At 61.0% G+C, this 24,372-nt stretch carries 22 protein-coding genes; 9 read left to right on the forward strand and 13 right to left on the reverse strand.

Annotated features, from left to right (window positions below):
* Window positions 1-12 precede the first annotated feature (12 nt).
* Window positions 13-1,533: a nucleobase:cation symporter-2 family protein gene (locus C6382_RS06915; protein ID WP_107023770.1), complete on the forward strand. Its 1,521-nt coding sequence runs from the start codon at window positions 13-15 to the stop codon at window positions 1,531-1,533.
* 71 nt (window positions 1,534-1,604) lie between these two features.
* On the opposite strand, the gene radA is transcribed toward C6382_RS06915, so the two are convergent.
* Window positions 1,605-2,972: a DNA repair protein RadA gene (radA, locus tag C6382_RS06920; RefSeq protein ID WP_107023771.1), complete on the reverse strand. Its 1,368-nt coding sequence runs from the start codon at window positions 2,970-2,972 to the stop codon at window positions 1,605-1,607.
* Window positions 2,973-3,147: 175 nt separating this feature from the next.
* On the opposite strand from radA, the gene mscL reads away from it, so the two are divergent.
* A complete protein-coding gene (gene mscL / locus C6382_RS06925) occupies window positions 3,148-3,561 on the forward strand; it encodes a large-conductance mechanosensitive channel protein MscL (RefSeq protein WP_107023772.1) in 414 nt (137 codons plus the stop codon).
* 51 nt (window positions 3,562-3,612) lie between these two features.
* Here mscL and C6382_RS06930 read toward each other — a convergent pair whose 3' ends face one another.
* Complete coding sequence (locus C6382_RS06930) at window positions 3,613-4,389, reverse strand: ferredoxin--NADP reductase (RefSeq protein ID WP_107023773.1); 777 nt, start codon at window positions 4,387-4,389, stop codon at window positions 3,613-3,615.
* 244 nt (window positions 4,390-4,633) lie between these two features.
* Between C6382_RS06930 and C6382_RS06935 the strand changes: the two genes are divergently transcribed.
* Window positions 4,634-5,332 carry an autoinducer binding domain-containing protein gene (locus tag C6382_RS06935; protein WP_107023774.1) on the forward strand — a complete coding sequence of 233 codons (699 nt, stop codon included), beginning with the start codon at window positions 4,634-4,636 and terminating at the stop codon, window positions 5,330-5,332.
* Between the two features lie 87 nt (window positions 5,333-5,419).
* Window positions 5,420-6,544 carry a methyltransferase gene (locus C6382_RS06940; protein WP_107023775.1) on the forward strand — a complete coding sequence of 375 codons (1,125 nt, stop codon included), beginning with the start codon at window positions 5,420-5,422 and terminating at the stop codon, window positions 6,542-6,544.
* A gap of 81 nt (window positions 6,545-6,625) precedes the next feature.
* On the opposite strand, the gene C6382_RS06945 is transcribed toward C6382_RS06940, so the two are convergent.
* The 5 genes from C6382_RS06945 to C6382_RS06965 all read right to left on the reverse strand — a co-directional run bounded on the left by C6382_RS06945 (window position 6,626) and on the right by C6382_RS06965 (window position 10,720).
* Window positions 6,626-6,781, reverse strand: coding sequence for a DUF2474 domain-containing protein (locus C6382_RS06945; RefSeq protein WP_107023776.1), 156 nt, complete (start codon window positions 6,779-6,781; stop codon window positions 6,626-6,628).
* A gap of 12 nt (window positions 6,782-6,793) precedes the next feature.
* Window positions 6,794-7,801 carry a cytochrome d ubiquinol oxidase subunit II gene (cydB, locus tag C6382_RS06950; RefSeq protein WP_107023777.1) on the reverse strand — a complete coding sequence of 336 codons (1,008 nt, stop codon included), beginning with the start codon at window positions 7,799-7,801 and terminating at the stop codon, window positions 6,794-6,796.
* A gap of 3 nt (window positions 7,802-7,804) precedes the next feature.
* A complete protein-coding gene (locus tag C6382_RS06955; protein WP_107023778.1) occupies window positions 7,805-9,244 on the reverse strand; it encodes a cytochrome ubiquinol oxidase subunit I in 1,440 nt (479 codons plus the stop codon).
* A 408-nt stretch (window positions 9,245-9,652) separates the two neighbouring features.
* Window positions 9,653-10,201, reverse strand: a complete 549-nt coding sequence (locus C6382_RS06960) for a DJ-1 family glyoxalase III (RefSeq protein WP_107023779.1) — start codon at window positions 10,199-10,201, stop codon at window positions 9,653-9,655.
* A 39-nt stretch (window positions 10,202-10,240) separates the two neighbouring features.
* Window positions 10,241-10,720, reverse strand: a complete 480-nt coding sequence (locus C6382_RS06965; RefSeq protein ID WP_107023780.1) for an N-acetyltransferase — start codon at window positions 10,718-10,720, stop codon at window positions 10,241-10,243.
* A 215-nt stretch (window positions 10,721-10,935) separates the two neighbouring features.
* On the opposite strand from C6382_RS06965, the gene C6382_RS06970 reads away from it, so the two are divergent.
* Together C6382_RS06970 and trmA are read left to right on the forward strand one after the other, a co-directional pair.
* Complete coding sequence (locus C6382_RS06970; protein WP_107023781.1) at window positions 10,936-12,231, forward strand: NCS2 family permease; 1,296 nt, start codon at window positions 10,936-10,938, stop codon at window positions 12,229-12,231.
* Window positions 12,228-13,313, forward strand: coding sequence for a tRNA (uridine(54)-C5)-methyltransferase TrmA (trmA, locus tag C6382_RS06975; protein WP_107023782.1), 1,086 nt, complete (start codon window positions 12,228-12,230; stop codon window positions 13,311-13,313). Before C6382_RS06970 ends, trmA begins: the two co-directional genes overlap by 4 nt.
* Window positions 13,314-13,338: 25 nt before the next feature.
* Here trmA and C6382_RS06980 read toward each other — a convergent pair whose 3' ends face one another.
* The gene (locus C6382_RS06980; RefSeq protein WP_107023783.1) at window positions 13,339-14,511 is read right to left on the reverse strand and encodes an alkaline phosphatase family protein; all 1,173 of its coding nucleotides are present in this window, start codon (window positions 14,509-14,511) and stop codon (window positions 13,339-13,341) included.
* A 160-nt stretch (window positions 14,512-14,671) separates the two neighbouring features.
* On the opposite strand from C6382_RS06980, the gene C6382_RS06985 reads away from it, so the two are divergent.
* Window positions 14,672-15,532, forward strand: a complete 861-nt coding sequence (locus C6382_RS06985; RefSeq protein WP_107023784.1) for a shikimate dehydrogenase — start codon at window positions 14,672-14,674, stop codon at window positions 15,530-15,532.
* A 35-nt stretch (window positions 15,533-15,567) separates the two neighbouring features.
* Here C6382_RS06985 and C6382_RS06990 read toward each other — a convergent pair whose 3' ends face one another.
* Window positions 15,568-16,236, reverse strand: a complete 669-nt coding sequence (locus tag C6382_RS06990; protein ID WP_107023785.1) for a TetR/AcrR family transcriptional regulator — start codon at window positions 16,234-16,236, stop codon at window positions 15,568-15,570.
* Between the two features lie 77 nt (window positions 16,237-16,313).
* A complete protein-coding gene (quiC, locus tag C6382_RS06995) occupies window positions 16,314-18,221 on the reverse strand; it encodes a 3-dehydroshikimate dehydratase QuiC (RefSeq protein ID WP_107023786.1) in 1,908 nt (635 codons plus the stop codon).
* Between the two features lie 303 nt (window positions 18,222-18,524).
* Between quiC and C6382_RS07000 the strand changes: the two genes are divergently transcribed.
* Complete coding sequence (locus C6382_RS07000) at window positions 18,525-19,865, forward strand: MFS transporter (protein WP_107023787.1); 1,341 nt, start codon at window positions 18,525-18,527, stop codon at window positions 19,863-19,865.
* Here C6382_RS07000 and C6382_RS07005 read toward each other — a convergent pair.
* The 3 genes from C6382_RS07005 to C6382_RS07015 form a co-directional block, all read right to left on the reverse strand.
* Entirely contained in the window at window positions 19,862-20,740 is an 879-nt protein-coding gene (locus C6382_RS07005; RefSeq protein WP_107023788.1) for a DMT family transporter, read from the reverse strand. The two genes, C6382_RS07000 and C6382_RS07005, sit on opposite strands and share 4 nt — an antisense overlap.
* Window positions 20,741-20,756: 16 nt before the next feature.
* Complete coding sequence (locus C6382_RS07010) at window positions 20,757-21,572, reverse strand: sugar phosphate isomerase/epimerase (RefSeq protein ID WP_107023789.1); 816 nt, start codon at window positions 21,570-21,572, stop codon at window positions 20,757-20,759.
* 68 nt (window positions 21,573-21,640) lie between these two features.
* Window positions 21,641-22,417, reverse strand: a complete 777-nt coding sequence (locus C6382_RS07015) for an IclR family transcriptional regulator (protein WP_107023790.1) — start codon at window positions 22,415-22,417, stop codon at window positions 21,641-21,643.
* Between the two features lie 177 nt (window positions 22,418-22,594).
* Between C6382_RS07015 and C6382_RS07020 the strand changes: the two genes are divergently transcribed.
* On the forward strand, window positions 22,595-24,313 hold the full coding sequence (locus tag C6382_RS07020; protein ID WP_107023791.1) for an FAD-dependent oxidoreductase: 1,719 nt from the start codon (window positions 22,595-22,597) through the stop codon (window positions 24,311-24,313).
* Window positions 24,314-24,372: the final 59 nt, after the last annotated feature.

Genomic DNA, 24,372 nt, shown 5'->3' on the forward strand with positions numbered 1-24,372 from the left:
AGACCCTGCCCCATGAATACGTCCTCCCCTAGCACGTCTTCAGCTGCACGTCCCGAAGACGAGAACCTGGGCCTAGGTGCCAACCTGGCGTACGGCCTGCAACACGTATTGACCATGTATGGCGGTATTGTCGCCGTGCCGCTGATTCTCGGTCAGGCAGCCGGTCTGACATCGGCGGACATTGGCCTGCTGATTGCTGCATCGCTGTTTGCCGGCGGCCTGGCAACCCTGCTGCAAACCCTCGGGCTACCGTGGTTCGGCTGCCAACTGCCGCTGGTACAAGGGGTATCGTTTGCCGGTGTCGCGACCATGGGCGCGATCCTCAGTAACGAGAGCGGTGGCGGTTTGCCCGGTGTATTGGGTGCAGTCATGGCAGCTTCGCTGATCGGTCTGTTGATCACCCCGGTGTTTTCGCGCATTACCAAGTTCTTCCCACCGCTGGTCACCGGAATCGTTATCACCACCATCGGTCTGACCTTGATGCCGGTTGCTGCGCGCTGGGTCATGGGCGGCAACAGCAAGGCCCCAGACTTCGGCAGCATGGCCAACATCGGCCTGGCAGCGCTGACCTTTGCCATCGTCCTGATCCTGAGCAAACTGGGCAGCGCGGCCATCTCGCGCCTGTCGATCCTGCTGGCCATGGTTATCGGTACCCTGATTGCCTGGTCGCTGGGCATGGCCGACTTCAGCAAGGTCCTTGAAGGCCCGCTGGTGGCAATGCCAAGCCCGTTCCACTTCGGTATGCCGACCTTCCACATCGCTGCGATCCTGTCGATGTGCATCGTGATCATGGTGACGCTGGTGGAAACCTCGGCGGACATCCTCGCCGTCGGTGAAATCATCGACACCAAGGTTGACTCCAAACGCCTGGGCAATGGCCTGCGCGCCGACATGGCGTCGAGCATCCTGGCGCCGATCTTCGGCTCCTTCACCCAGAGCGCCTTCGCCCAGAACGTCGGCCTGGTCGCCGTGACCGGAGTGAAAAGCCGCTACGTGGTGGCTACCGGCGGGGTGATCCTGGTGGTACTCGGCCTGCTGCCGATCATGGGCCGGGTGATTGCCGCGGTACCGACCTCGGTACTGGGTGGTGCCGGTATCGTGCTGTTCGGCACCGTGGCCGCCAGCGGTATCCGCACCCTGTCCAAGGTCAGCTACAAGAACAACGTCAACCTGATCATCGTCGCCGCCTCGCTGGGCTTCGGCATGATCCCGATTGCGGCGCCGAACTTCTACGCGCAATTCCCCGACTGGTTCGAGACCATCTTCCATTCCGGCATCAGCTCGGCGGCGATCATGGCCATTGTCCTGAACCTGGTGTTCAACCACTTCACTGCGGGCAACTCCGACCAGCAATCGGTATTCGCCGCAGCCTACGAACGCACCATCAACTATTCGGATATCTCCGCCCTGCGTGACGGCGACTACTTCGAAGACGGCAAGCTGTTCAACGCCGAAGGCAAGGAGGTGCCGGTGATGGGCGAAGGTGAGCACGGCGAACCACCCGCGCGACGAGAGGCTGTATCGGAACATTGATCAACGCTACGGCAAAACAAAAGGGCCGGTGCTTATGCACCGGCCCTTTTTTGATTCAGCGCATAACCGGACTACTCGAACAGCGCATCCAGGGCTTGTTCCAAGCGCGTCACGGCAATGACCTGGAGCCCCGCCGGCGCCTCTTTGGGCGCATTGCCTTTGGGCACGATGGCGCGTTTGAAACCATGCTTGGCCGCTTCTTTCAAGCGTTCCTGGCCACTGGGCACCGGACGGACCTCACCCGACAGGCCAACCTCACCGAACACCAGCAAGCTGTTATCCAGCGGACGGTTGCGCAAGCTGGACATGATCGCCGCCATCAACGCCAGGTCGGACGCCGTCTCCAGCACCTTGACCCCACCAACCACGTTGAGGAATACGTCCTGGTCATGGGTCGGAATGCCGCCATGACGATGCAGCACCGCCAGAAGCATGGCCAGGCGGTTCTGGTCCAGGCCCAGGGTGACCCGGCGCGGATTGGACAGGTGGCTGTCATCGACCAGCGCCTGGACTTCCACCAGCATCGGCCGCGTACCTTCCCAGGTAGCCATGACCACACTGCCGGGGACTTCTTCCTGAGCACGGGTGAGGAAGATCGCCGACGGGTTGGAGACCTCTTTCAGACCGCGATCGGTCATTCCGAACACACCCAGCTCATTGACCGCACCAAAGCGGTTCTTCACCGCGCGCAGCAAACGCAGGCGGCCGTCGGACTCGCCCTCGAAATACAGCACGGTATCGACCATGTGCTCCAGCACCCGAGGCCCTGCCAAGGCACCCTCTTTGGTGACATGACCGACGAGGAAGATCGCCGTGCCGCTCTGCTTGGCGTAACGTACCAGCAACGCGGCGCTCTCACGCACCTGGGAGACACCGCCAGGCGCCGACTGCAACTGCTCGGTGAAAATGGTCTGGATCGAATCGATCACCATGACCTTGGGTTTTTCAACCCGGGCAGTGGCGATGATCGCCTCGATGCAGGTTTCAGTCATTACCCGCAGCTGATCCTGGGGCAGCCCCAGGCGTCGTGCACGCATCGCCACCTGCTGCTGGGATTCTTCGCCGGTGACATACAACGCGGGCATGCGCGTAGCGATGGCGCACAGCGTCTGAAGGAGAATGGTCGACTTGCCGATGCCCGGGTCGCCGCCGATCAGCACCACCGAGCCGTCGACCAGACCACCACCCAATACCCGGTCCAGCTCGGCGCTGGCGGTGCTGAAACGAGGGATCTCTTCGACGCTGACCTCGGCCAGGGTCTTGATTTGCGCCTGCTGCCCGGCCCAGCCGGTGCGGCCACTGGGCGCCGCGGCAGCGCCGCTTTCCAGCACGGTCTCGACCAGGGTGTTCCAGGCCCCGCACTCACCGCACTGTCCGGCCCATTTCGGAAAGGTCGCGCCGCACTCAGTGCAGCCGTACATGCGCTTGGCCTTGGCCATGGGGGACGGTCCTCGGAAAAAGGGACCATGATAGCCGACCTCGATGACCAGGGCCGCCATAGAAAACGACAAAACTATTCGATATAACCGCAGTCTGTAGTGGCAGCGCGGAGCATGAAGCATGTAGCTGAATTACACTGCGCTTACCAACCTCATCTGTTACAAGGAATAAACCATGGGCGTGCTCAGTGAATTCAAGGCCTTCGCGGTCAAAGGGAATGTGGTCGACATGGCCGTCGGTATCATCATCGGCGCCGCCTTTGGCAAAATCGTTTCATCCTTTGTGGGTGATGTGATCATGCCACCAATCGGCTTGCTGATCGGCGGTGTCGACTTCAGTGATCTTGCCGTCACCCTCAAAGCTGCTGAAGGCGATCTCCCGGCAGTGGTGCTGGCCTATGGCAAATTCATCCAGACCATTCTCGACTTCATCATTGTTGCCTTCGCGATCTTCATGGGCGTCAAGGCGATCAACCGTCTGAAGCGCGAAGAAGCCGAAGCGCCAACCCTGCCGCCAGTACCGACCAAGGAAGAAGAGCTACTTACCGAGATCCGCGACCTGCTCAGGACGCAGAATCGGCAGCCCTGAATCCACAACAAAAACGGCGCCCAAGGCGCCGTTTTTGATGGTCGTCCTTCTTTACCAGTAGTTCTCTACGGCCACTTGCCCGGGGCGCCGGCTCAGGCTCAGGTGCAGGCCACGCTGTTTGAGCACTTGCCGAGTGTCATCGATCATCTGCGGATTGCCGCAAAGCATTACCCGCGAATGCTCCGGCGTCAGTGCCAGACCTGCGGCGCGCTCAAGCTCTGCGTTCTCGATCAGGGTGGTGATGCGCTCACTGAGGGCACCGGGATGCTGTTCGCGAGTGACCACCGGGATGAACTGTAGCTTGCCGGCAAACTCGGCCAAATAGTCACGCTGCTCCAGACCGGCGATCAGATCCAGATACGCCAGTTCCTTGGCTTCTCGCACCGAATACACCAGTTTGATCGACTCGAAACGCTCCCAGACTTCAAAATCCTGCAGGATCGAGACGAACGGTGCGATGCCGGTCCCTGTGGCCAGCAACCACAGATCGCGGCCGTCGACAAAACGCTCCAGGGTCAGAAAGCCGAAGGCCTGACGATCAATCAACAAGCTGTCGCCTTCCTTCAGACGACTCAGCTCGCTGGTGAACTCCCCTCCCGGCACGACAATGGAAAAGAAATCGAGGTGTTCGTCAAACGGTGACGAAACCATTGAGTAAGCGCGCCAGACCACACTGCCATCAGCCTTGGTCACGCCGAGGCGGGCGAATTGACCGGAGCGGAAGCGGAACCCCTGATCACGCGTTGTGCGCAGGCTGAACAGGCTTGGGGTCAGCGGCTGGACGTCGAGCAACGTCTGGCGGGTGAACTTCTCAGCACTGGCAGTCATGACTTACTCCAAAAAACAGATGCGCCCAGTGTCGCGCAATCGCGCCAGGATAAACACCGCTGGATTGTAGTGGCATCGTTACGACCCCGCTCCATGCCCGGATTTTCATGTCTGTCAAAGATCCAACCTGGCGAAAAAGCGCTTGCGCTTGTAGCGAAAAAAACTCAGCAGCAGAGTCGGGTATTTCCTACACTGATTTTTCAAAACGCCAAAATTTGGATCCATTCAGCAGGAGGCTGTTGCCATGCACCATTGGAAGGAAAAGCAGTTGCAACAACTGCTAAGTGCAACAAATGAACAGCAGATGTCTGACGTGGCAGCGTCCTTGGCACAGCAACTGGGTATGGAATATTTTTCATTCACCGCCCACACCGCCCTGGACTCGCAACCCAGAACCTACAACAACTTTCCCGCAGCCTGGAACGAGCACTATCAACGCTGCAACTATGTAGACATCGACCCGATCGTTGCCCATTGCCATACTTCGTTGCTGCCCATTCTCTGGGACGATGACGCCTTTCGACAAACTCCCGAATACTGGGAGCAGGCCCGATTGCACGGGCTACGGTACGGCTGGAGTCAATCAGCACACGACCCGCATCAAAACGAGAGCATCTTGAGCGTGGTCCGCAGCAGTACACCGGTCGATACCAATGAGTTCTACAATACGGCCGGGCAAACTATCTGGCTATGCAACCTGATGCACACGCTGGTGCTGAATCGACAATCAACCCGACCCACTCCTTCCTTCCATCTTAGCGCCCGTGAAACCGAAGTACTGAAGTGGTCTGCAGCCGGCAAAACCGCCGCCGAATGCGCCCGCATCCTCACCCTGTCGCAAAGCACGATAAACTTCCATATCCGCAGTATCATCACCAAGCTGAACACCAGCAACAAAGCCGGCGCCATTGCGATTGCTGCCGTGAACGGTCTGTTGAGGTGAACCCTTGCCAGTCAAAGCCCTGTAGAATCATACCCCTGTAAAACGCAGCCAACTGCGCCGCGTGACCTTGCCTCAGAGCCTTAAGCCATGCCCTTGTTGACCAGCCCCTTCGCCAAACTCGATCTGCTTCGCCAACCCGAGCAAGCCAATGATCCCTTGCAAGCCTTCGACGCTGCCGACGAGTACCTGCTGACACACTTGGCCGAACAGACGCCAGATCCCGCCACCCGCGTGCTGGTTCTCAATGACAGCTTCGGGGCCTTGGCCATCAGCCTGAGCCGCCACCTGCCGGTCACCAGCAGTGGCGACTCGCACCTGGCCCGCCTGGCGCTGGAGAAAAACCTGGTGCGCAATGGCCAGGCTTTCGACGCACTGCCGTTCATTGCGGCCAGCGCCAACTGGCAAGGCCCGTTCGACCGGGTGCTGGTGCGCGTGCCGAAAACCCTGGCCCTGCTCGAAGAGCAACTGATCCGCTTGCAGGCTCATCTGGCACCCGGTGCCCAGGTAATTGCCGGAGCGATGATCAAACACCTGCCACGCGCTGCCGGTGATCTGCTGGAAAAATACATCGGCCCGGTACAGGCATCGCTGGCGCAGAAAAAAGCCCGCCTGCTGATTGCCACGGTGCAGGACAAAGGCGCATTCACCTCCCCCTACCCAACGCGCTACCAACTGGATGCGCCACGCCTGGAACTGCTCAACCATGCCAACGTGTTCTGCCGCGAAGGCCTGGACATCGGCACCCGCGCGTTCCTGCCGCACTTGCCTGACGACCTCGGGTCAGCCCGGGTCGCCGATCTGGGTTGTGGCAATGGCGTGTTGGCGATCGTCAGCGCTTTGAGCAACCCGCAAGCCCACTACACCCTGGTCGACGAGTCCTACATGGCCACCCAGTCGGCGCTGGAAAACTGGCAGGCGGCGTTGGGGGAGCGTGAAGTCAGCGTACGCGCCGACGATGGCCTGGCTGGCCAGCCGGCCCAGTCTCTGGACGTCGTGCTGTGCAACCCGCCCTTCCACCAACAGCAAGTGGTCGGCGACTTCCTCGCCTGGCGCATGTTCCAGCAGGCCCGCGAAGCGCTGGTGGTCGGTGGCGCGCTGTATATCGTCGGCAACCGGCACCTGGGCTACCACAGCAAGCTGGCGCGCTTGTTCCGTGGCGTTGAGCAGGTGGCGGCGACGCCTAAGTTCGTGGTGCTCAAAGCGCGTAAATGATGCAGTAGTCAAAAAAAACCCTCCGCAGCTCACACTGCGAAGGGTGGTAAATCCGCCGCAAGGCGGGATGGGAAATGCGCTTTAGTGGGTGCTTAAACCGGCTGCTGCCATAAACATGCGCATCAACCAGGCAACGATCCCCAGGGCCACCACGCTGCCGGCCCAGATCACCACCAGCCAGCCCAGCCGTTGCCAGAGCGGCTTTTTCTCTTCATCGAAGGTGTGTTTGCCAGTCATCGCCAGGCCCTCCTAGTGGTAGCCATCCTCGTGGGTCACCTTGCCGCGGAACACGTAGTAGCTCCAGAAGGTGTAGCCGAGGATGAACGGAATGATGAACAGCGCCCCCACCAGCATGAAGCCCTGACTCTGCGGTGGTGCGGCAGCGGCCCAGATCGAAACCGACGGTGGAATGATGTTCGGCCACAAGCTGATGCCAAGGCCACTGTAGCCAAGAAAGATCAACGCCAGGGTCAGCAGGAACGGGGTGTAGTGAGCATTGCGTGCCACTGCCTTAAGCAAACCGTACAGGGTCACCAGCACCAGGATCGGCACCGGCAGGAACCAGAACAGGTTAGGCAGGGTGAACCAGCGCGAAGCGATCTCCGGGTGCGCCAGCGGTGTCCAGATACTGACGATACCGGTCACAGCCAGCAGTACCAGGGCCAAAGGACGCGCCAGGTCATGCATCTGCAGCTGCAGCTTGCCTTCGGTTTTCATGATCAGCCAGGTGCAGCCGAGCAAGGCGTAGGCAACGATCAACCCCAGCCCACAGAACAGACTGAACGGGTTCAGCCAGTCAAAGGCGCCGCCGGCATAGCTACGGTCGACCACCTTGAAGCCTTCGATGAAGGCGCCCAGGGCCACGCCCTGGAAGAAGGTCGCGGCCAGCGAACCGCCGATAAACGCCTTGTCCCAGAGGTGACGCTTTTCGGCGGTTGCCTTGAAGCGGAACTCGAACGCCACACCGCGGAAGATCAAGCCGACCAGCATCAGCATCAATGGCAGGTAAAGTGCCGACAGCACCACGGCGTAGGCCAGCGGAAAGGCGCCGAACAGCGCCGCACCGCCGAGTACCAACCAGGTTTCGTTACCGTCCCAGACCGGCGCGACGGTGTTCATCATCACGTCACGGTCCTGCTCGCCTTTGACGAAGGGGAAGAGAATGCCAATCCCCAGGTCGAAACCATCCATGACCACGTACATCATGATGCCGAAGATAATGATCACGGCCCAGATCAGTGGAAGATCAATACCCATGACTCAGTTCCCCTTGTTCAGGCTGGTGTGCTCGCGATCATCGTGATCGTCATCGGCAGCCGACAACGGTCGTGCTGGCGTACGCTTCTGGCCAGGCCCGCCAGTGATAGGCTCCTCACCTTCGCCGGCTTTCGGCCCCTTGCGCACCAGACGCATCATGTAGCCAAGCCCCGCACCGAACAGGGCGAAATAGACCACCACGAACATCACCAGCGTCACGCCCAGCTGGGTGTAGCTGTGGTTCGAGACACCGTCGGCAGTACGCATCACGCCATAGACCACCCAGGGCTGACGACCGACCTCGGTAGTGAACCAGCCGGCGAGGATCGCGATCAGGCCGGACGGGCCCATCCACAAGGTCAGGTAGAGGAACGGTCGCGAACTGTAGATTTTGTCGCGCTTGCGCAGCCACAGGCTCCATAGGCCGACGAAGATCATCAGCATGCCCAGACCCACCATGATGCGGAACGACCAGAACACCACGGTGGAGTTAGGCCGATCTTCCTTCGGAAACTCCTTCATCGCCGGTACTTGCTTGTCCAGGCTGTGGGTCAGGATCAGGCTGCCCAGGGCCGGGATTTCCAGTTTGAAGCGGGTGGTCTCGGCGTCCATGTCGGGGATGCCGAAGAGAATCAGCGGGGTCGGCTCGTCACCGACATTCTCCCAGTGCCCCTCGATTGCCGCGATCTTCACCGGCTGGTGCTTGAGGGTATTCAGACCATGGAAGTCACCGATCATCGCCTGAATCGGCGCCACGATCAGGGCCATCCACATCGCCATCGACAGCATTTTGCGGATGGCCGGATTGTCACGCCCACGCAGTAGGTGCCAGGCCGCCGAAGCGCCCACGAAGAACGCCGTGGCAACGAACGCCGCGGTGGCCATGTGCAGCAGGCGATAAGGGAACGACGGGTTGAAGATCACCGCGAACCAGTCCACCGGGACCACTACACCATTGACGATTTCGTAACCCTGCGGGGTCTGCATCCAGCTGTTGGAGGCAAGAATCCAGAACGTGGAAATGATCGTACCGATGGCCACCATGACGGTGGCAAAGAAGTGCAGGCCACGACCGACACGGTTCCAGCCAAACAGCATGACGCCGAGGAAACCGGCCTCAAGGAAGAAGGCGGTAAGCACTTCATAAGTCAGAAGCGGGCCGGTGATCGAGCCGGCAAAGTCTGAGAACTTGCTCCAGTTGGTGCCGAATTGATACGCCATGACCAGACCGGAGACCACACCCATGCCGAAGTTGACGGCGAAGATTTTCGACCAGAAGTGGTAAAGGTCACGGTACACACTGTTGTTGGTTTTGAGCCACAAGCCTTCGAGCACCGCCAGGTAACTCGCCAGACCAATGGTGATGGCCGGAAACAGGATGTGAAAAGACACGGTAAACGCGAACTGAATTCGGGCGAGATCAAGGGCCTCTAATCCGAACATAGTGCTTCCTCTGTCAGGTAATCCGGCGTCAGGCGATAGGCCTTGGCGCCAACTGCCCCCACGGTAGTCGGGTGTGGCTCGTTGGAATTGTTCTGGAAACTTCACAACGCAGGGAGTTCGGCCGTCTGGCCCACCGTTGCAAATGAAACTATTGATCCAGATCAACGGCTGCGTGAAAGGATAGCCCTGAAAGGCCCGCGCAGTTGTGTGGTTCATTGCCGCAGATCAGATGTGCACTGTTTGGCGCGCCCCAAAAAAGTGCACAAAACAGCGTAATGCTCGGCCTCCCTGTAGCTCGCCGTTACAAACTCATGACAATCTGCACCGCTGTTTACCTCGCCGATGCTCTGTTTCGACGATGTCAGCCCATCCACCGCTTTTTTGCGCCCCCCCTCCCTCGCTTTATTGTCACACCCGCAACGGCCCTGCCACCCGATTACGAACCGCCTTGCCCGCCACCTGCTCCACCAACGTCAATGCAAACGCCAGCGCCGCGCCAGAACTCTGGGCGGTAACGCAGTTGCCATCCACCACCACCGGCTGGTCAACGAAACTGCACCCGGATAGCCGCGGACTGACATCCGGGTGACAGGTCATGCGCCGCTGACGCAACACTCCGAAAGCCTGCAATGCCAAGGGCCCGTCGGCAATCGCAGCAAAAAACTTCCCGGCTTTGGCTTGATCCTTTACCCGCTGTGTCAGCGGTTGGTGCACCGCCATGTGCTGCACCCCTTTCTCGCCCCCCGGCAACACGATCAGGTCGAATGGCTGGGCGAGCAGATCCACCAACATGCCGTCGGCGGTCAAGCGAGTGCCACGGGCACAGGTAAGCATGCGTCGACCTTCGATGCTGGCCACTACCACTTCCACTTCGGCGCGGCGCAACACGTCGATCAGGGTCACGCTCTGCAGGTCATCCACGCCTTCAGCAACTACGATCAGGGCTCTGTGGGTCATCACTGCACTCCGTCAAAGGTATGGATAAAGCGTAGTCGCTTACAGCATGAGGGTCAGTTGGCACTCGTAACCCTTGCGGGCGCGGTAGCCATCACCGCTGTCAATCCAGCCAGTACCTCGGTACAACGCCAGAGCGGCGTGATTGTCCGGTTCCACCGACAATTGCAGGCGACGAACATCCGGCCAGCAGGCGCGAACCAGATCGGGTAATGCCTGCATACAAAATCGTCCCAACCCGTGCCCCTGTAGGCATCGATCCACCTGCAAGGCATTGATCGTGGCCGCATCGGTCGCGGCCCAGGATGGTAGGAACGCCCCGCGCTGGAGCAACAGAAAGGCCCTTGGCTTGGCATCGAGCAATAGCACCACGCCGCGCATGTCATCGCTTTCAGTACTCAGCAGGATGTACAGCGCACTGGCCATATCGCCGCAATAGCGCTGTTGCTCGGGGTGCACCTGGATATCGACGAGTTGGTCGCGCTGGACTTGGCTCAGGGCGCGGTAATCAATCAGTTGCACAGCTGGCTCGCATGAAGGTGATGTGGGGGAATCGGCGCAGAAACTGCAGATATCTGCAGTGTATCGCGACATTAATTACTGCCAGCCAAGCATGCTGGTATGATGCGCGGCTTTTTTCCGACCCAATCAAGTTCCACACGCCGTCCGGTACGGTCTGTGCTTTGCTGATGGGGTCGATACATTCACGGCGCCGGGGTGCGCCACGGGGAGCAGGCATGCTGGAAAGGCTGTTTCAACTAAAAGCACACGACACCAATGTCCGCACCGAAATTCTCGCGGGCGTGACCACCTTCCTGGCCATGGCCTATATCCTGTTCGTCAACCCGAGCATTCTCGGCGAAACTGGTATGGACAAGGGCGCGCTGTTCGTTGCCACCTGTCTGGCCGCTGCCATCGGCTCGACCACCATGGGCCTGATCGCCAACTACCCGATCGCCCTGGCGCCGGGTATGGGCCTGAACGCCTTCTTCACCTACACCGTGGTCCTACACATGGGCCACACCTGGCAGGTAGCGCTGGGTGCGGTGTTCATCTCGGCGGTGTGTTTCTTCCTGCTGTCGATCTTTCGTATCCGTGAGTGGATCGTCAACAGCATTCCGCTGCCACTGCGTTCGGCCATTGCTGCCGGTATCGGCCTGTTCCTGGCGCTGATCGCCCTGCACAACGCCGGTATCGTCGTCGACAATCAGGCGACCCTGGTGGGCCTGGGTGACCTCAAGCAACCGGCGCCGATCCTCGCCACCCTGGGTTTCTTGCTGATTGTCGCCCTGGAAGCGCTGAAGGTTCGTGGTGCGGTACTGATCGGCATCCTGGCGGTGACCGTGGCCTCGATCGCCCTGGGCGTCACCCCATTCGACGGCGTGGTTTCGATGCCGCCTTCGCTGGCCCCGACCTTCCTGCAACTGGACATCAAGGGTGCCCTGGATATCGGTCTGATCAGTGTGATCTTTGCCTTCCTGTTCGTTGACCTGTTCGACAACTCCGGCACCCTGATCGGCGTCGCCAAACGTGCCGGCCTGATGCGCAAGGACGGTCACATGCCGAAGATGGGCCGCGCCCTGATCGCTGACAGTACTGCGGCCATGGCCGGTTCGCTGCTGGGCACCTCGACCACCACCAGCTACATCGAATCGGCTGCTGGCGTGAGTGCTGGCGGACGCACCGGCCTGACTGCCATCGTCGTCGCCATCCTGTTCCTGCTGGCACTGTTCTTCGCACCGCTGGCCGGTAGCGTCCCGGCCTTCGCCACTGCACCTGCGCTGTTGTTCGTCGCCGTTTTGATGGCTTCGGGCCTGGCTGAAATAAACTGGGACGACATTACCGAAGCTGCGCCTGTGGTGGTCACCGCCCTGGCCATGCCGCTGACCTACTCGATCGCCAACGGTATCGCCTTCGGTTTCATTACCTGGACCGCGATCAAGCTGCTCTCCGGCCGTGGCCGTGATCTGAACTCGGCGCTGGTGATCCTCTCGATCCTGTTCGTCATCAAACTGGGCTGGTTCAACGCATGAGTGCTGTCTTCGACCCTTCGACCTACACCCGGCAGCTCGACGCCAAGGCCGCGCGCCTGCGCGAGCTGCTGGCGCCTTTCGATGCCCCGGAACCTGCGGTATTCGACTCACCACGCGAGCACTATCGCCTGCGCGCCGAGTTCCGCCTGTGGCGCGAGAACGAACAACGCTTCTATGCGATGTTCGCTCCGGGCGAGAAGCACACGCCGATCCTGATCGAAGACTTCCCGATCGCCAGCCTGCGCATCAATGAACTGATGCCGCAGCTCAAGGCCGCCTGGCAGGCCAGTTCGGCGCTGAGCGTCAAGCTGTTCCAGGTCGAGTTCCTCACCACCCTGGCCGGCGACGCGATGATCACCCTGTGCTACCACCGTCCCCTGGACGAGCACTGGGAGGCCGCCGCACAGCAGCTGGCCAAAGACCTGAATGTCAGCATCATCGGCCGTTCCAAGGGCAAACGTGTGGTGATCGGTCGCGATTATGCGGTTGAAGAACTGCAGATCGCCGGACGCAACTTCCGCTATCGCCAACCGGAAGGCGCCTTCACCCAGCCAAACGGCGCGGTGAACCAGAAGATGCTCAACTGGGCCTACGAGGCCCTCGGCGAGCGCCAGGACGACCTGCTCGAGCTGTACTGCGGCAACGGCAACTTCACCCTGCCGCTGGCGACCCGGGTGCGCAAGGTGCTGGCCACCGAGATCAGCAAGACCTCGGTCAACGCCGCTCTGCACAACCTCGACGACAATGCGCTGGATAACGTGCGCCTGGTGCGGTTGTCCGCCGAAGAGCTGACCGAGGCGCTTAATGAAGTTCGCCCGTTCCGCCGTCTGGAAGGCATCGACCTGAAGAGCTACCAGTTCGCCAGCGTGTTCGTCGACCCGCCGCGTGCCGGCATGGACCCGGACACCTGCGAGCTGACCCGGCGCTTCGATAACATCCTGTACATCTCCTGCAACCCGGAAACCCTGGCGGCGAACATCGCTCAGTTGCACGACACACACCGCATCGAGCGCTGTGCGTTGTTTGACCAGTTTCCGTATACCCATCATATGGAGAGTGGGGTGTTGCTGGTTCGCCGTTGAGTCGTTGGTGTACGGGATCGCAGGGCTAGCCCTGCGATCCCGTACACATCAACAACGGCACCCGCTGATCCTCATCCGTCAACGCCCCATGGTGCCCGCGCCACTGGCTGGCGTGCGTCTCCACCTCACTGCGAATGATCCCGCCCGCGCCAGTCGGCACCACGATCAGGTCGCCAATCCGCGCCTCGGCCTGGCTGAGCAACACATCGCCGAACAAGCCTGCGGCAATGGCCTGGGCCTTGGACAACACCCGGTACTGCTCGCCCAGATGATTCTGCCAACGCTGGTGCACACGGTCCTGATGGGTCGGGACATACAGATAGCGCGCACGGATGTCACCTGCGATAGCGTGCACGCCCTCCTGCAACACCGGATCGAGGTCGAAGTCACGCACCTGTTCGTTGTCCAGCGCCAGCATGCCGTGGTCGGCGATGATCACCATTTGCACCCGCTCCGGTAACTTGCGGGCGATGGCCTGAGCCAGCCGGTCAGCAATTTCCAGTTGCTTGATCCAGGCCTCAGAGCCCGGACCGAACAAGTGCCCGGCAAAATCCAGATCGCCGAAATAGGCAAAACAGAAAGCGGGTTCGTCAGTCGCCAGCGCTGTATTGATCAGTTCCGGATAGGCGTCATAGGCCGGGGCCGGGAGTATCCGTGCAGCCTTGTAGATCGCCTGGCTGAACGCCGAGTTGGCATAGCGGCCGAGCATGACCGTGCTGATGGCAATGCCCTGCGTGCTGGCTAGGCTCCAGGCATCGGGCGGCACGATGAACGATTCCGGCGCTGGTGCCACACCTGGCTGTGCTCGGGCTTGCAGCGCAGCAGTGGTCCACGACAACGGCGACAACTCGGTCTGCTGATCCAGGGCAAAGCTGCAGCCGACAATGCCATGGGCGCCGCAACCAAGCCCCGAGGTCACCGAGGCCAGGCTCGTGGCGGTGGTCGCCGGAAAACCCACGCGAAAGTGCGAATCCGCCTGCATCAAAGAAGCCAGGAACGGCGCGTGCCGGGCATGTGCCTGTAGCAGGTTCCAGCCCAGGCCGTCGATCAATAGCAGGCAGGTCGCCTGCGAGCGATTCAGCCGGAAGCTGTTGCGAAAGCCCTGACCACCGAGGGCAGCGAAGATCGACTGGGTCAGGTTGGCCAGCCCCGGCCAGGTTTCACCCAGTGACTGCAAGTCGTTGAACGGCGTTGCCATGTCTCCCTCCGTGGTCAGGTGCCAATCAACAGGTTTAGCACAGGCTGTGCGATCAGCGCACAGAAAAACGCCCTCGACCGCGTTCATCGATTGACCAAATTAACCAAACGGTACATTTTCAGCAAAAGCCTCTTCCCAAGAACAACAATGGAGTTTTCCCATGAATCCGCCCCCCTCTCCTGGCATCCTAGCCGGCCTGATCGGTGCAGGTATCCAGGCCTCACGCACCCCGGCACTGCATGAGCACGAAGGCCACGCCCAGGGTCTTAACTACCTGTACCGGTTGATCGATCTGGATCAGTTGAAACTCGACAGCAGCGCCCTTGAGCAACTGCTCAGCGCTGCCGAAGCCATGGGCTACACCGGCCTGAACATCACCTTCCCGTGCAAACAGGCAATCCTGCCGTTGCTCGATGAACTCTCCGCCGAGGCCCGAGGCATTGGTGCCGTCAATACCGTGGTGCTCAAAGACGGCAAGCGTATCGGCCACAACACCGACTGTCTGGGATTCGCCGAAGGTTTTCGCCGTGGCCTGAACGACGCGCCACGTCGTCAGGTGGTACAGATGGGCGCTGGTGGCGCCGGGGCTGCGGTGGCCCATGCGCTGCTGGCCGAAGGGGTCGGGCAGTTGACGGTATTCGATGTCGAAGTCGCTCGGGCTCAGGCGCTGGTGGATAACCTCAATGCGCATTTCGACGACAGCCGCGCCCGCGTCGGGCATGACCTGGCCAACGCCCTGAGCGAAGCCGATGGCCTGGTCAACACCACGCCGATGGGCATGGCCAAACTGCCGGGCATGCCGGTGCCCAAGGCACTGCTAAGGGTTGACCTGTGGGTGGCGGAGATCGTCTACTTCCCGCTGGAAACCGAACTGCTGCGCGAGGCCCGAGCCTTGGGCTGTCGCACCCTGGATGGCTCGAACATGGCGGTGTTTCAGGCGGTGAAGGCGTTTGAGTTGTTCAGCGGCTTGCAGCCGGATGCGGCGCGGATGATCGAGCACTTCAATAGCATGGGCAGCTAAAAAGCATCGCGGGGCAAGCCCGCGATAGCCATCGATCAAGCCTGCAAAAATCTCAATACCGACTCGCAAATCATCTCGCGATGACGCGCCTTGAGCGCCGCATCCTCGAAATCAACCTGGAAGATTTCGCCAAAGGTGTTGCGGTTCGACACCCGATAAAAGCAGAACGAACTGATCAAAAGGTGCACGTCCAGCGCCTCCAGGCCCTGGCGGAACACTCCCTCGGCAGCACCACGGTGCAGGATCTCGTCGAGTGCATTGAGCACGGTCTTGTTCATCGAACGAATGACCGCAGAGCGCTTCACATACTCGCCGTGATGCATGTTCTCGTTGCAGACGATACGCACGAAATCGACGTTGCGATCATGGTGGTCAAAGGTGAACTCCACCAACCGGCGAATGCCCTGACGCGGTTCCAGCTCAGCCAGGTGCAGGCTGCTCTCGGTGTTGCGGATATCGCCGTAGAGCTTCTCCAGCACCTCGACGTACAACTGCTCCTTGCTGTTGAAGTAGTAGTAGATCATGCGCTTTGAGGTGTGCGTGCGCTCGGCGATCGCATCTACCCGGGCACCGGCCAGCCCTTGTTGAACGAACTCGCTGATTGCCGCCTGGAGAATGTTCTCGCGGGTCTTTTCCGGATTGTTCTTGCGCCCCTTGCGCGCCACTGATTCAGGGGCGGCGCAGAGTGCTGGAGTAGTTGTCATACGGGACTCGTGGCCAACGGTTAACCCGGTGATTATGAGCTCCGGGGGGTAAGGAAGAAAGCCTGCCGGCCCCTGCCCTACAATCGGGCCTGTGCCGGGGCACCCGCGCGCGCCTTGGCCATGGCCGCCAGACGCACTGCGACGTTGGCTGCGCCGTAGCCACTGTAGCCATTGCGCCGCTGTAAGACTTCGAAGAAAAAGCGCTCCTCGAACGGTTCGGTGTACACGTGAAACAGCTCGCCGCCTTGGGCGTCGCGGTCATAGAGCACGTTGTAGTAGGCCAGTTCACTGAGGAACTCGTCGTCGAAATCGAAGCGCGCAGCCAGGTCGTCGTAATAGTTGAGCGGAATGTCGAGCAACGCCACACCAGCCTCCTTGGCTTGCTTGACTGCGGCAAAGATGTCGTCGCAGTCAAAGGCGATGTGATGCACACCCGAGCCGCGATAATGCGACAGGGCATGCGCAATGGCCGTGTTGCGGTTTTCCGAGATATTCAACGGCAGGCGAATCGAGCTGCAACGGCTGCGCAGCGCCCGGCTCTTCACCAGCCCATAGGGATCGGGCAACACCACTTCGTCATCGGCGGTGAAATCCAGCAGGCTTTTGTAGAACAGTGCCCAACTGTCCAGGCCATCGGCCGGCAAGGCCAGGGCCATGTGATCAATGCGCTTGAGCCCCAGGCTGTTAACCGAGCTTTGCACCAGGCTGAAATCGGTATCGTAGATGGTCCGCCCTTCGGCGTCCTGATCGACCAGATAGATCAGACTGCCATCTGGCGCACGCACCGCAGCCAGTTCGCGCTCGTTCGGCCCGACCAGCCCGCGGTAGGGTTGGCCATGAAAGGCCACGGCGCGGGCCAGGGCCTGAACGCTGTCCTTGACCCGGATTGCCGTGGCGCACAAGGACGGACCGTGGCTTTCGAAAAAGTTGTGGGCAAACGAATAGGGCTCGGCGTTGAGGATCAGGTTGATATCCCCCTGGCGCAACAAACTGACATTCTTCGAGCGGTGTGTACCGGCACGGGTGAAGCCCAGACGCTCCAACCAGGTACCCAGCTTGGCACCAAGGGCGTCGTCAACGGCAAACTCAAGAAACTCGATGCCGTCGTAGGCACTGGCTGGCGGTGGCGCGAACAATAGGTCGTCCTGCGCTTGCCAGGCCTGCTGTTCAAGGCGCTGACGGGTCTTCTCCTCCAGATATAGCAGCGAACGCAGGCCGTCGGCGGCATTGGCCCGCGGGGGCGCGGCGCGGAAACCATCATTGAAGATTTCCAGCGACAACGGCCCGCGATAACCGCTGGCCAGAATCGGTGCCAGAAAGCCCGCCAGGTCGAACTCGCCCTGCCCCGGGAAGCAGCGAAAATGCCGGCTCCATTCCAGCACATCCATCGCCAGCAGCGGTGCATCGGCCATCTGCACGAAGAAGATTTTGTCGCCGGGGACTTTGGCGATCGCACTCGGGTCGCCCTTGAGCGACAAAGTATGGAAACTGTCGAGAATCATCCCCAGACTGGAGTGGTCTACCGTCTGGACGATGTCCCAGACCTGCTGCCAGGTGTTCACATGTCGGCCCCAGGCCAGCGCCTCGTAGCCGATGCGCAGATCGCGGGCTCCAGCACGTTCGGCCAGCAGACGCAGGTCGTCGACCAACACCTGGCGCTCGCCCAGTGAATCGGCAGCGACGTTGCTGCACACCAGCACCAGATCGGTGCCCAGCTCCTGCATCAAGTCGAACTTGCGCTCGGCGCGGTCCAGGTTGCGCGCCAAACGCTCACGACGGCAACCTTCGAAGTCACGAAACGGCTGAAACAAGGTGATTGCCAGGCCCAGGTCGGCGCAGCGCTGGCGGATCTCCCGCGGGCTGCCGGCGTAGTAGAGCAAGTCATTTTCGAAGATCTCAACCCCGTCAAAGCCTGCGGCGGCAATGGCTTCAAGTTTTTCAGGCAAGGTACCGCTCAAGGACACGGTGGCAATCGAACGCTGCATTTTTTATGGCTCCGATGGGCAGGCAAAACCCGGATGCTGCAATTATTGGCACTGAACACTTTTCGCTCAATTAAAAACGTACTAACCGGTTAGTTTTGTGTTCGATTATCGCCCATAATAGCGTTCAACGAATTGACCCTTTTTTGACCACAGGCGCACCATTTCGACACCGGGCAGTTATGTTCGACGAGCCAAAAGCGCCTCGACCCCTGCCGTTTCAACCGACAGCCGAGCACCCCGGCGTCCATAGCGTTGCGTGACCAAGGCTTGACCCACAAACATAAAAATACGGGTAACCCTCCCATGATCCATTCGCACAGCTCCCGCATGGCCCAGCCGCTGGCCAGCACCCCGCACGCCGGCATCGGCGACAAGATCCGTGGCGCCATGGCGGTCGGCAAGACCCGTTGGGTCATGCTTGCCCTAGTGTTCTTCGCCACCACCCTGAACTACATCGACCGCGCCGCCCTGGGCGTCATGCAGCCGATTCTGGCCAAGGAAATGAGCTGGACGGCGATGGATTACGCCAACATCAACTTCTGGTTCCAGGTTGGCTACGCCATCGGCTTCGTCCTCCAGGGCCGTTTGATCGACCGCATTGGCGTCAAGCGCGTGTTCTTCTGCGCCGTGCTGCTCTGGAGCCTGGCCACCGGTGCCCACGGCCTGGCCACCTCGGCGGTGGGCTTCATGGTCTGCCGCTTCATTCTCGGCCTGACTGAAGCCGCCAACTACCCGGCCTGCGTCAAGACCACCCGCCTGTGGTTCCCAGCTGGCGAACGGGCGGTAGCCACCGGCATCTTCAATGCCGGGACCAACGTCGGGGCGATGTTCACCCCGATGCTGTTGCCGCTGATTCTCACCGTCTGGGGCTGGCAGGCCGCATTCATGGGCATGGCCGCACTGGGCCTGGTGTGGGTGCTGTTCTGGGGCCTGAAGTACTTCAACCCGGAAGACCATCCAAGCGTCAGCAAGGAAGAACTGGCCTACGTGCAGAGCGAAAGCGAACCGCAACAAGCACGCGTGCCCTTTTCACGCATCCTGCGCATGCGCGGCACCTGGGCCTTCGCCCTGGCCTACTCGATTACCGCGCCGGTGTTCTGGTTCTACCTGTACTGGCTGCCGCCGTTCCTCAACCAGCAGTACAACCTGGGCATCAGCGTGACGCAGATGGGTATTCCGCTGATCGTCATCTACATCAGCGCCGATTTCGGCAGCGTCGGCGGCGGTATCCTCTCGTCGTACCTGATTGGCCGTGGTATGGCGCCGGTCAAGGCTCGCTTGCTGTCGATGCTGCTGTTTGCGCTCACCATCATCGGTGTGATCTTCGCCGCAGGCGCCAGCAGCTTGTGGGTTGCGGTACTGGCCATTTCCCTGGCAATCGCCGCGCACCAGGCCTGGACCGCGAATATCTGGAGCCTGGTGATGGACTACACGCCCAAGCACATGATGAGTACGGTGTTCGGCTTCGGTGGCATGTGCGCCGCCATCGGCGGGATGTTCATGACCCAGTTGGTGGGCTACATCCTGACCACCACCAACAACAACTACACCTTGCTGTTCACCATGATCCCGGCCATGTACTTCATTGCCTTGATCTGGATGTACCTGATGGCCCCACGCAAGGTGCCTAAGGTCGAAGCCTAGGGTTTGCGCTGCAACCAGGCAGCGCCCAGCCCGCTGAGGCAGATCAGCGCGATACCGACCAGCCCGGCCATGTCCGGGCTGTGTCCGAACAGCACCAGGCCGAGTATCCCGGCGAACACGATCTGACAGTAACTGAACGGCGCCAGCATGGCCGGTGGCGCGTGGCGAAAGGCCTGGGTCAGAAACAGGTGCGCGGTCATCCCGCAGGTGCCGAGCGCCACCGCCATCAATCCGTGGAGCAGGCTCGGCGTTTGCCAAAACATCGGCACGATGGCACTCATCACCAGCGTATTGAGCACCCCGGTAAAGAAGTTGCTGGTGGTCGGGCTGTCGATTCCGCTGAGCTTGCGGGTCAGCAACTGGTAGAAACAGAAACACAGTGCCGAACCGAAAGGCAGCAGTACTGCCGGGGTGAACAGTGCGCCACCGGGGTGGATGATCACCGTCACCCCGACGAAACTCACCAGCACTGCCACCCACTGGCCACGGGTCACCTTTTCGCCCAACAACGGCAAGGACAACGCCGTCACCAGCAAAGGCGCGAGGAAGTTGACCGCGGTCGCTTCGGCAAGCGGGATGTACTGCAAAGCGGTGGTAAACAGCAGACTGGTGCCAAGCAAACACAATGCGCGCAAAGCCTGCAGCCCCGGTCGCCGCGTGCGTAGCACACGCAACCCGGACTGCGGCAGGAAGATCGCCATCATCAGCAAGGTGTGCACCAGATAGCGGGCCCAGACCACCCAGAGGATCGGATAGAAACCGGCCAGGTACTTGGACAGGGCGTCATGGCTGGCAAACAGGAAGGTCGCCAACACCACCAGCAAAATGCCCCGTAGGGGCTGGCTGGTATCGTTGAGTGAGGTAGCACGCGGCATGTGATCGGCTCGCAGGTTAGCGCTGCAGGAGCAGCTGACGGGTCTTGTCCAGGGCCATTTGTGCCCGTTGCAGGGCGCTAACACCCTGTTCGTACAACTGCCGAGTGGGAATCTCCAGGCTCAAGGGTATCGACGCGGGCAGACTGCCCAGCAGCCCGGTCAGATCGCAATCACCGTCACCGGGAAAGCGCCGCTCATTACGCGCCTGACGCAGGATCTCGGCCATGTCGTCTGGGCGCGCTCCCGCTACATCGCACAGCTGAGCATAACGCAGACGCGAAGATGCAACCTGGCGCAGCTCATCCAGCGACGAGGCCGAGCGGTCGAAATGGAAAGCGTCGATCAGTACGCAGCCGTTGTCACGTCCGGCGTGCTCGACAATGCGCAGCGCCTGGGTGAGGTTCTTGGCATCGGTCCAGGGCATGAACTCCAGGTGCGGGTGCAGGCCGTAATGCCCAGCCAGATCGCACAGCTCGGCAAAATGCGCCGTCAGGCGTGATTCATCGGGGTCATTGCCGGCCACCAGCAGTTCACTGGCACCGAACTCGGCGCCAACGGCCAGCAAGGCCTCAAAATCGGCGACACGGGTCTCGGGTTTGAGCCGCAGGATCTCCACGTCCAGCACCTTGATGCCGTTGTCGCGCAGGCGTGCGGCAGTCTGGCGGCGTAGCCCGGCATCCGCTACCAGCGGGAAGTGATGCTCCTCGGGCGTGGCCGGTTCCAGACGCAGGCCGACATGGCTGTAGCCGGCGCGGGCGGCGACTTCGACCATTTCCACAGGCGACAGCTCAAGTACCGTCAGGGCGGCGAGGGACATCACGCGTTGCGTCATCGTTTGTGATCTCGGAAAGTGGAATTACAATATTTAGAACCATGTTCCACTTTTAGCGCAATGCTTTTTTAAACAAACAACTCAGACGCCGGACTCGCCGCCGACAACTCCGCCGCTGCCGCCAACAACACCGGCGCCAGCTCGTGCATGCGCGCCTCGCTCATCCGTGCACTGGGGCCGGCAACGCTGAGCACACCCACTGCATGGCCATCGAGCGGGTGACGCACCACCGCCGCCAGCGCCGAAGTGCCCACCGCCGAGCTTTCCACCACCCAGGCATAGCCGTGCTCACGCGCCAGGCGCAGGCGTTCAAGCAGTTCGGCGTTAGAGGCCGGCGCATTAGGGCCGAAGTCCTCACGCCGGGCAATGCCCTGGCGTTCCACCAGCACCAGGGCCTGGGCATCGCTCAGGCTGGACAGCCAGGCATGCCCGGAAGCGGTGTAGAACAGCGGTGCATCGCGGCCCATATCCGGGTCGTAACGCAAGCCCGAACGGGCGCCCTGGGCTTTGGCAATCCAGGTCTGGCGGTCGCCGTCGATCACCCCCAGGCGCACCAGCTCACCAGTCTGTTGCGCCAGTTGGTCGAGAATCGGCTGAACGATATCGGCGCCGCTGCTGGCCAGGTAGCGAAAGCCCATGGCCACCAGGCGAGTACTCAGGTGATAGCGACTGCTCTCCAGGTTCTGCCGCACATAACCCAGGCGCACCAGCTCAGCAAGCATGCGGTGGGTGGCGCTCTTGGGGATATCCAGCTCTTCGGCCAGGGTCTGCAGAGGCAGGCCGCGGGGTTCGCTGGTGAGGCGTTCGAGAAGGCTGAACGCACGTTCGATCTGACTGCCGGCCATGGTCATGGTCCCTGAAAATTTTGCCGATTCTAAAGAGCGCGAGGCAAAGCGCAAAACACTGTCCGATCTTCGCCCACTTTGTTGCCTGGCTGCTTGGCCGGGCAGCGCCTCGAACCATAGAATATGGAATCTTGTTCCAGAATATAACAAAATTCACTGTTCGAGGAGACACTGCCCATGGCTGTCGATACCCCCACCCCTTCCTGCGTGGATTGCGATGTACTGGTCATCGGCTCCGGCGCTGCCGGTTTATCTGCAGCGGTAACCGCCGCCTGGCATGGTCAGAAAGTCATTGTGGTCGAAAAGGATCCGGTATTCGGTGGCGCTACGGCCTGGTCCGGCGGCTGGATGTGGGTGCCATGCAACCCGCTGGCACAACGCGCCGGCATCATCGAAAAGCGTGCCCAGCCGCGCACCTACCTCGAACACGAACTGGGCGAGCGATTCGATGCACAGATGATCGACGCTTTTCTTGAAGCGGCACCGAACATGGTGTCGTTCTTCGAACGGCATACGGCGCTGCAATTCGCCGACGGCAACAGCATTGCCGACATCCACGGCAATTCGCCAGGCGCCGGTACAGGTGGGCGTTCGGTGATCGCCGCGCCCTATGACGGACGCAAGGTCGGCAAACTGCTCAAGCGCCTGCGCAAAACCATGCGCGAGACTTCCTTCATGGGCATGCCGATCATGGCTGGCAAGGATCTGGGCGCCTTCCTGACCCTGACCCGCTCGTGGCGCTCGCTGCTGCACGTCAGCAAGCGCTTCAGCCGCCATCTGCTCGACCTCGCCCTGCACGGCCGGGCCATGCAGCTGGTCAACGGCGTCGCCCTCATCGCACGGTTGGCCAGATCGGCGGAAGATCTGGGGGTGTTGCTCTGGGAGTCGGCGCCGGCAAAACGACTGCTTCACCAGCAGGATCGTGTCTGCGGTGCGGTGATCGACACCGCACGCGGCCCTGTCAGCATTCATGCACGCAAGGCCGTAGTCCTCGCCGCCGGCGGTTTTGCCAATGACATCGAACGGCGCAAGGCCCTGTTCCCACGCACGCCCAGCGGCCATGAACATCTGGCCTTGCCGCCCCTGGGTGCCAACGGTGACGGTCTGCGCCTGGGTGAAAGTGTCGGCGGCCAGGTCGCCGACGACCTGCACAGCCCGGTAGCCTGGGCGCCGGTTTCACGGGTACCACACAAGGACGGCACAGTAGGCCATTTCCCGCATATCATCGAGCGCGGCAAGCCTGGCATCATCGGCGTACTGGCCAACGGCAAACGCTTTGTCAACGAAGCCGATGGCTACTACGACTATGTCAGCGCCATGGTCGCCCAAGCGCCCGGTGACAAAGTCGAATCCTGGCTGATTTGCAGCCACGCCTTTCAGCGCCGCTATGGCCTCGGCATGTCCCGCCCCTTTCCGCTGCCGCTACAGCCATTTATCGCCTCGGGCTACCTGAAAAGCGCCAGGACCATCGAAGCCCTGGCGCGCGCCTGTGGCATCGACCCACAAGGTTTGCGCGATACCGTGAATGAGTACAACCGCCATGCCCGCCTGGGTGAAGACCCGGCGTTCGGTCGCGGCTCGACGCCGTACAACCGCAAACAGGGCGACGCCCAGCACACACCGAACCCGTGCGTGGCACCGATCGAGCAAGGGCCGTTTTATGCGGTGAAAGTCGAGCCGGGGTGTTTTGCTACCTTCGCAGGGTTGCGGACCAACCAGCATGCCCAGGTTCTGGACAGCCAGCGCCAGCCCATCGCCGGGTTGTATGCAGTGGGAACCGACATGGCCAGCATCATGGCCGGGCATTACCCGGCGGGCGGAATCAATCTGGGGCCTGCGGCGACGTTTGGCTACATCGCCGGGCGGCATATTGCCGGGGTTACTGAATACGAATGATCGCGGGGCAAGCCCTCTCCCACATCAATACCCTGTGGGAGCGAGCTTGCCCCGCGATA

The sequence above is a fragment of the Pseudomonas sp. BBP2017 genome (assembly GCF_003024385.1).
Classification (GTDB): Bacteria; Pseudomonadota; Gammaproteobacteria; order Pseudomonadales; family Pseudomonadaceae; genus Aquipseudomonas.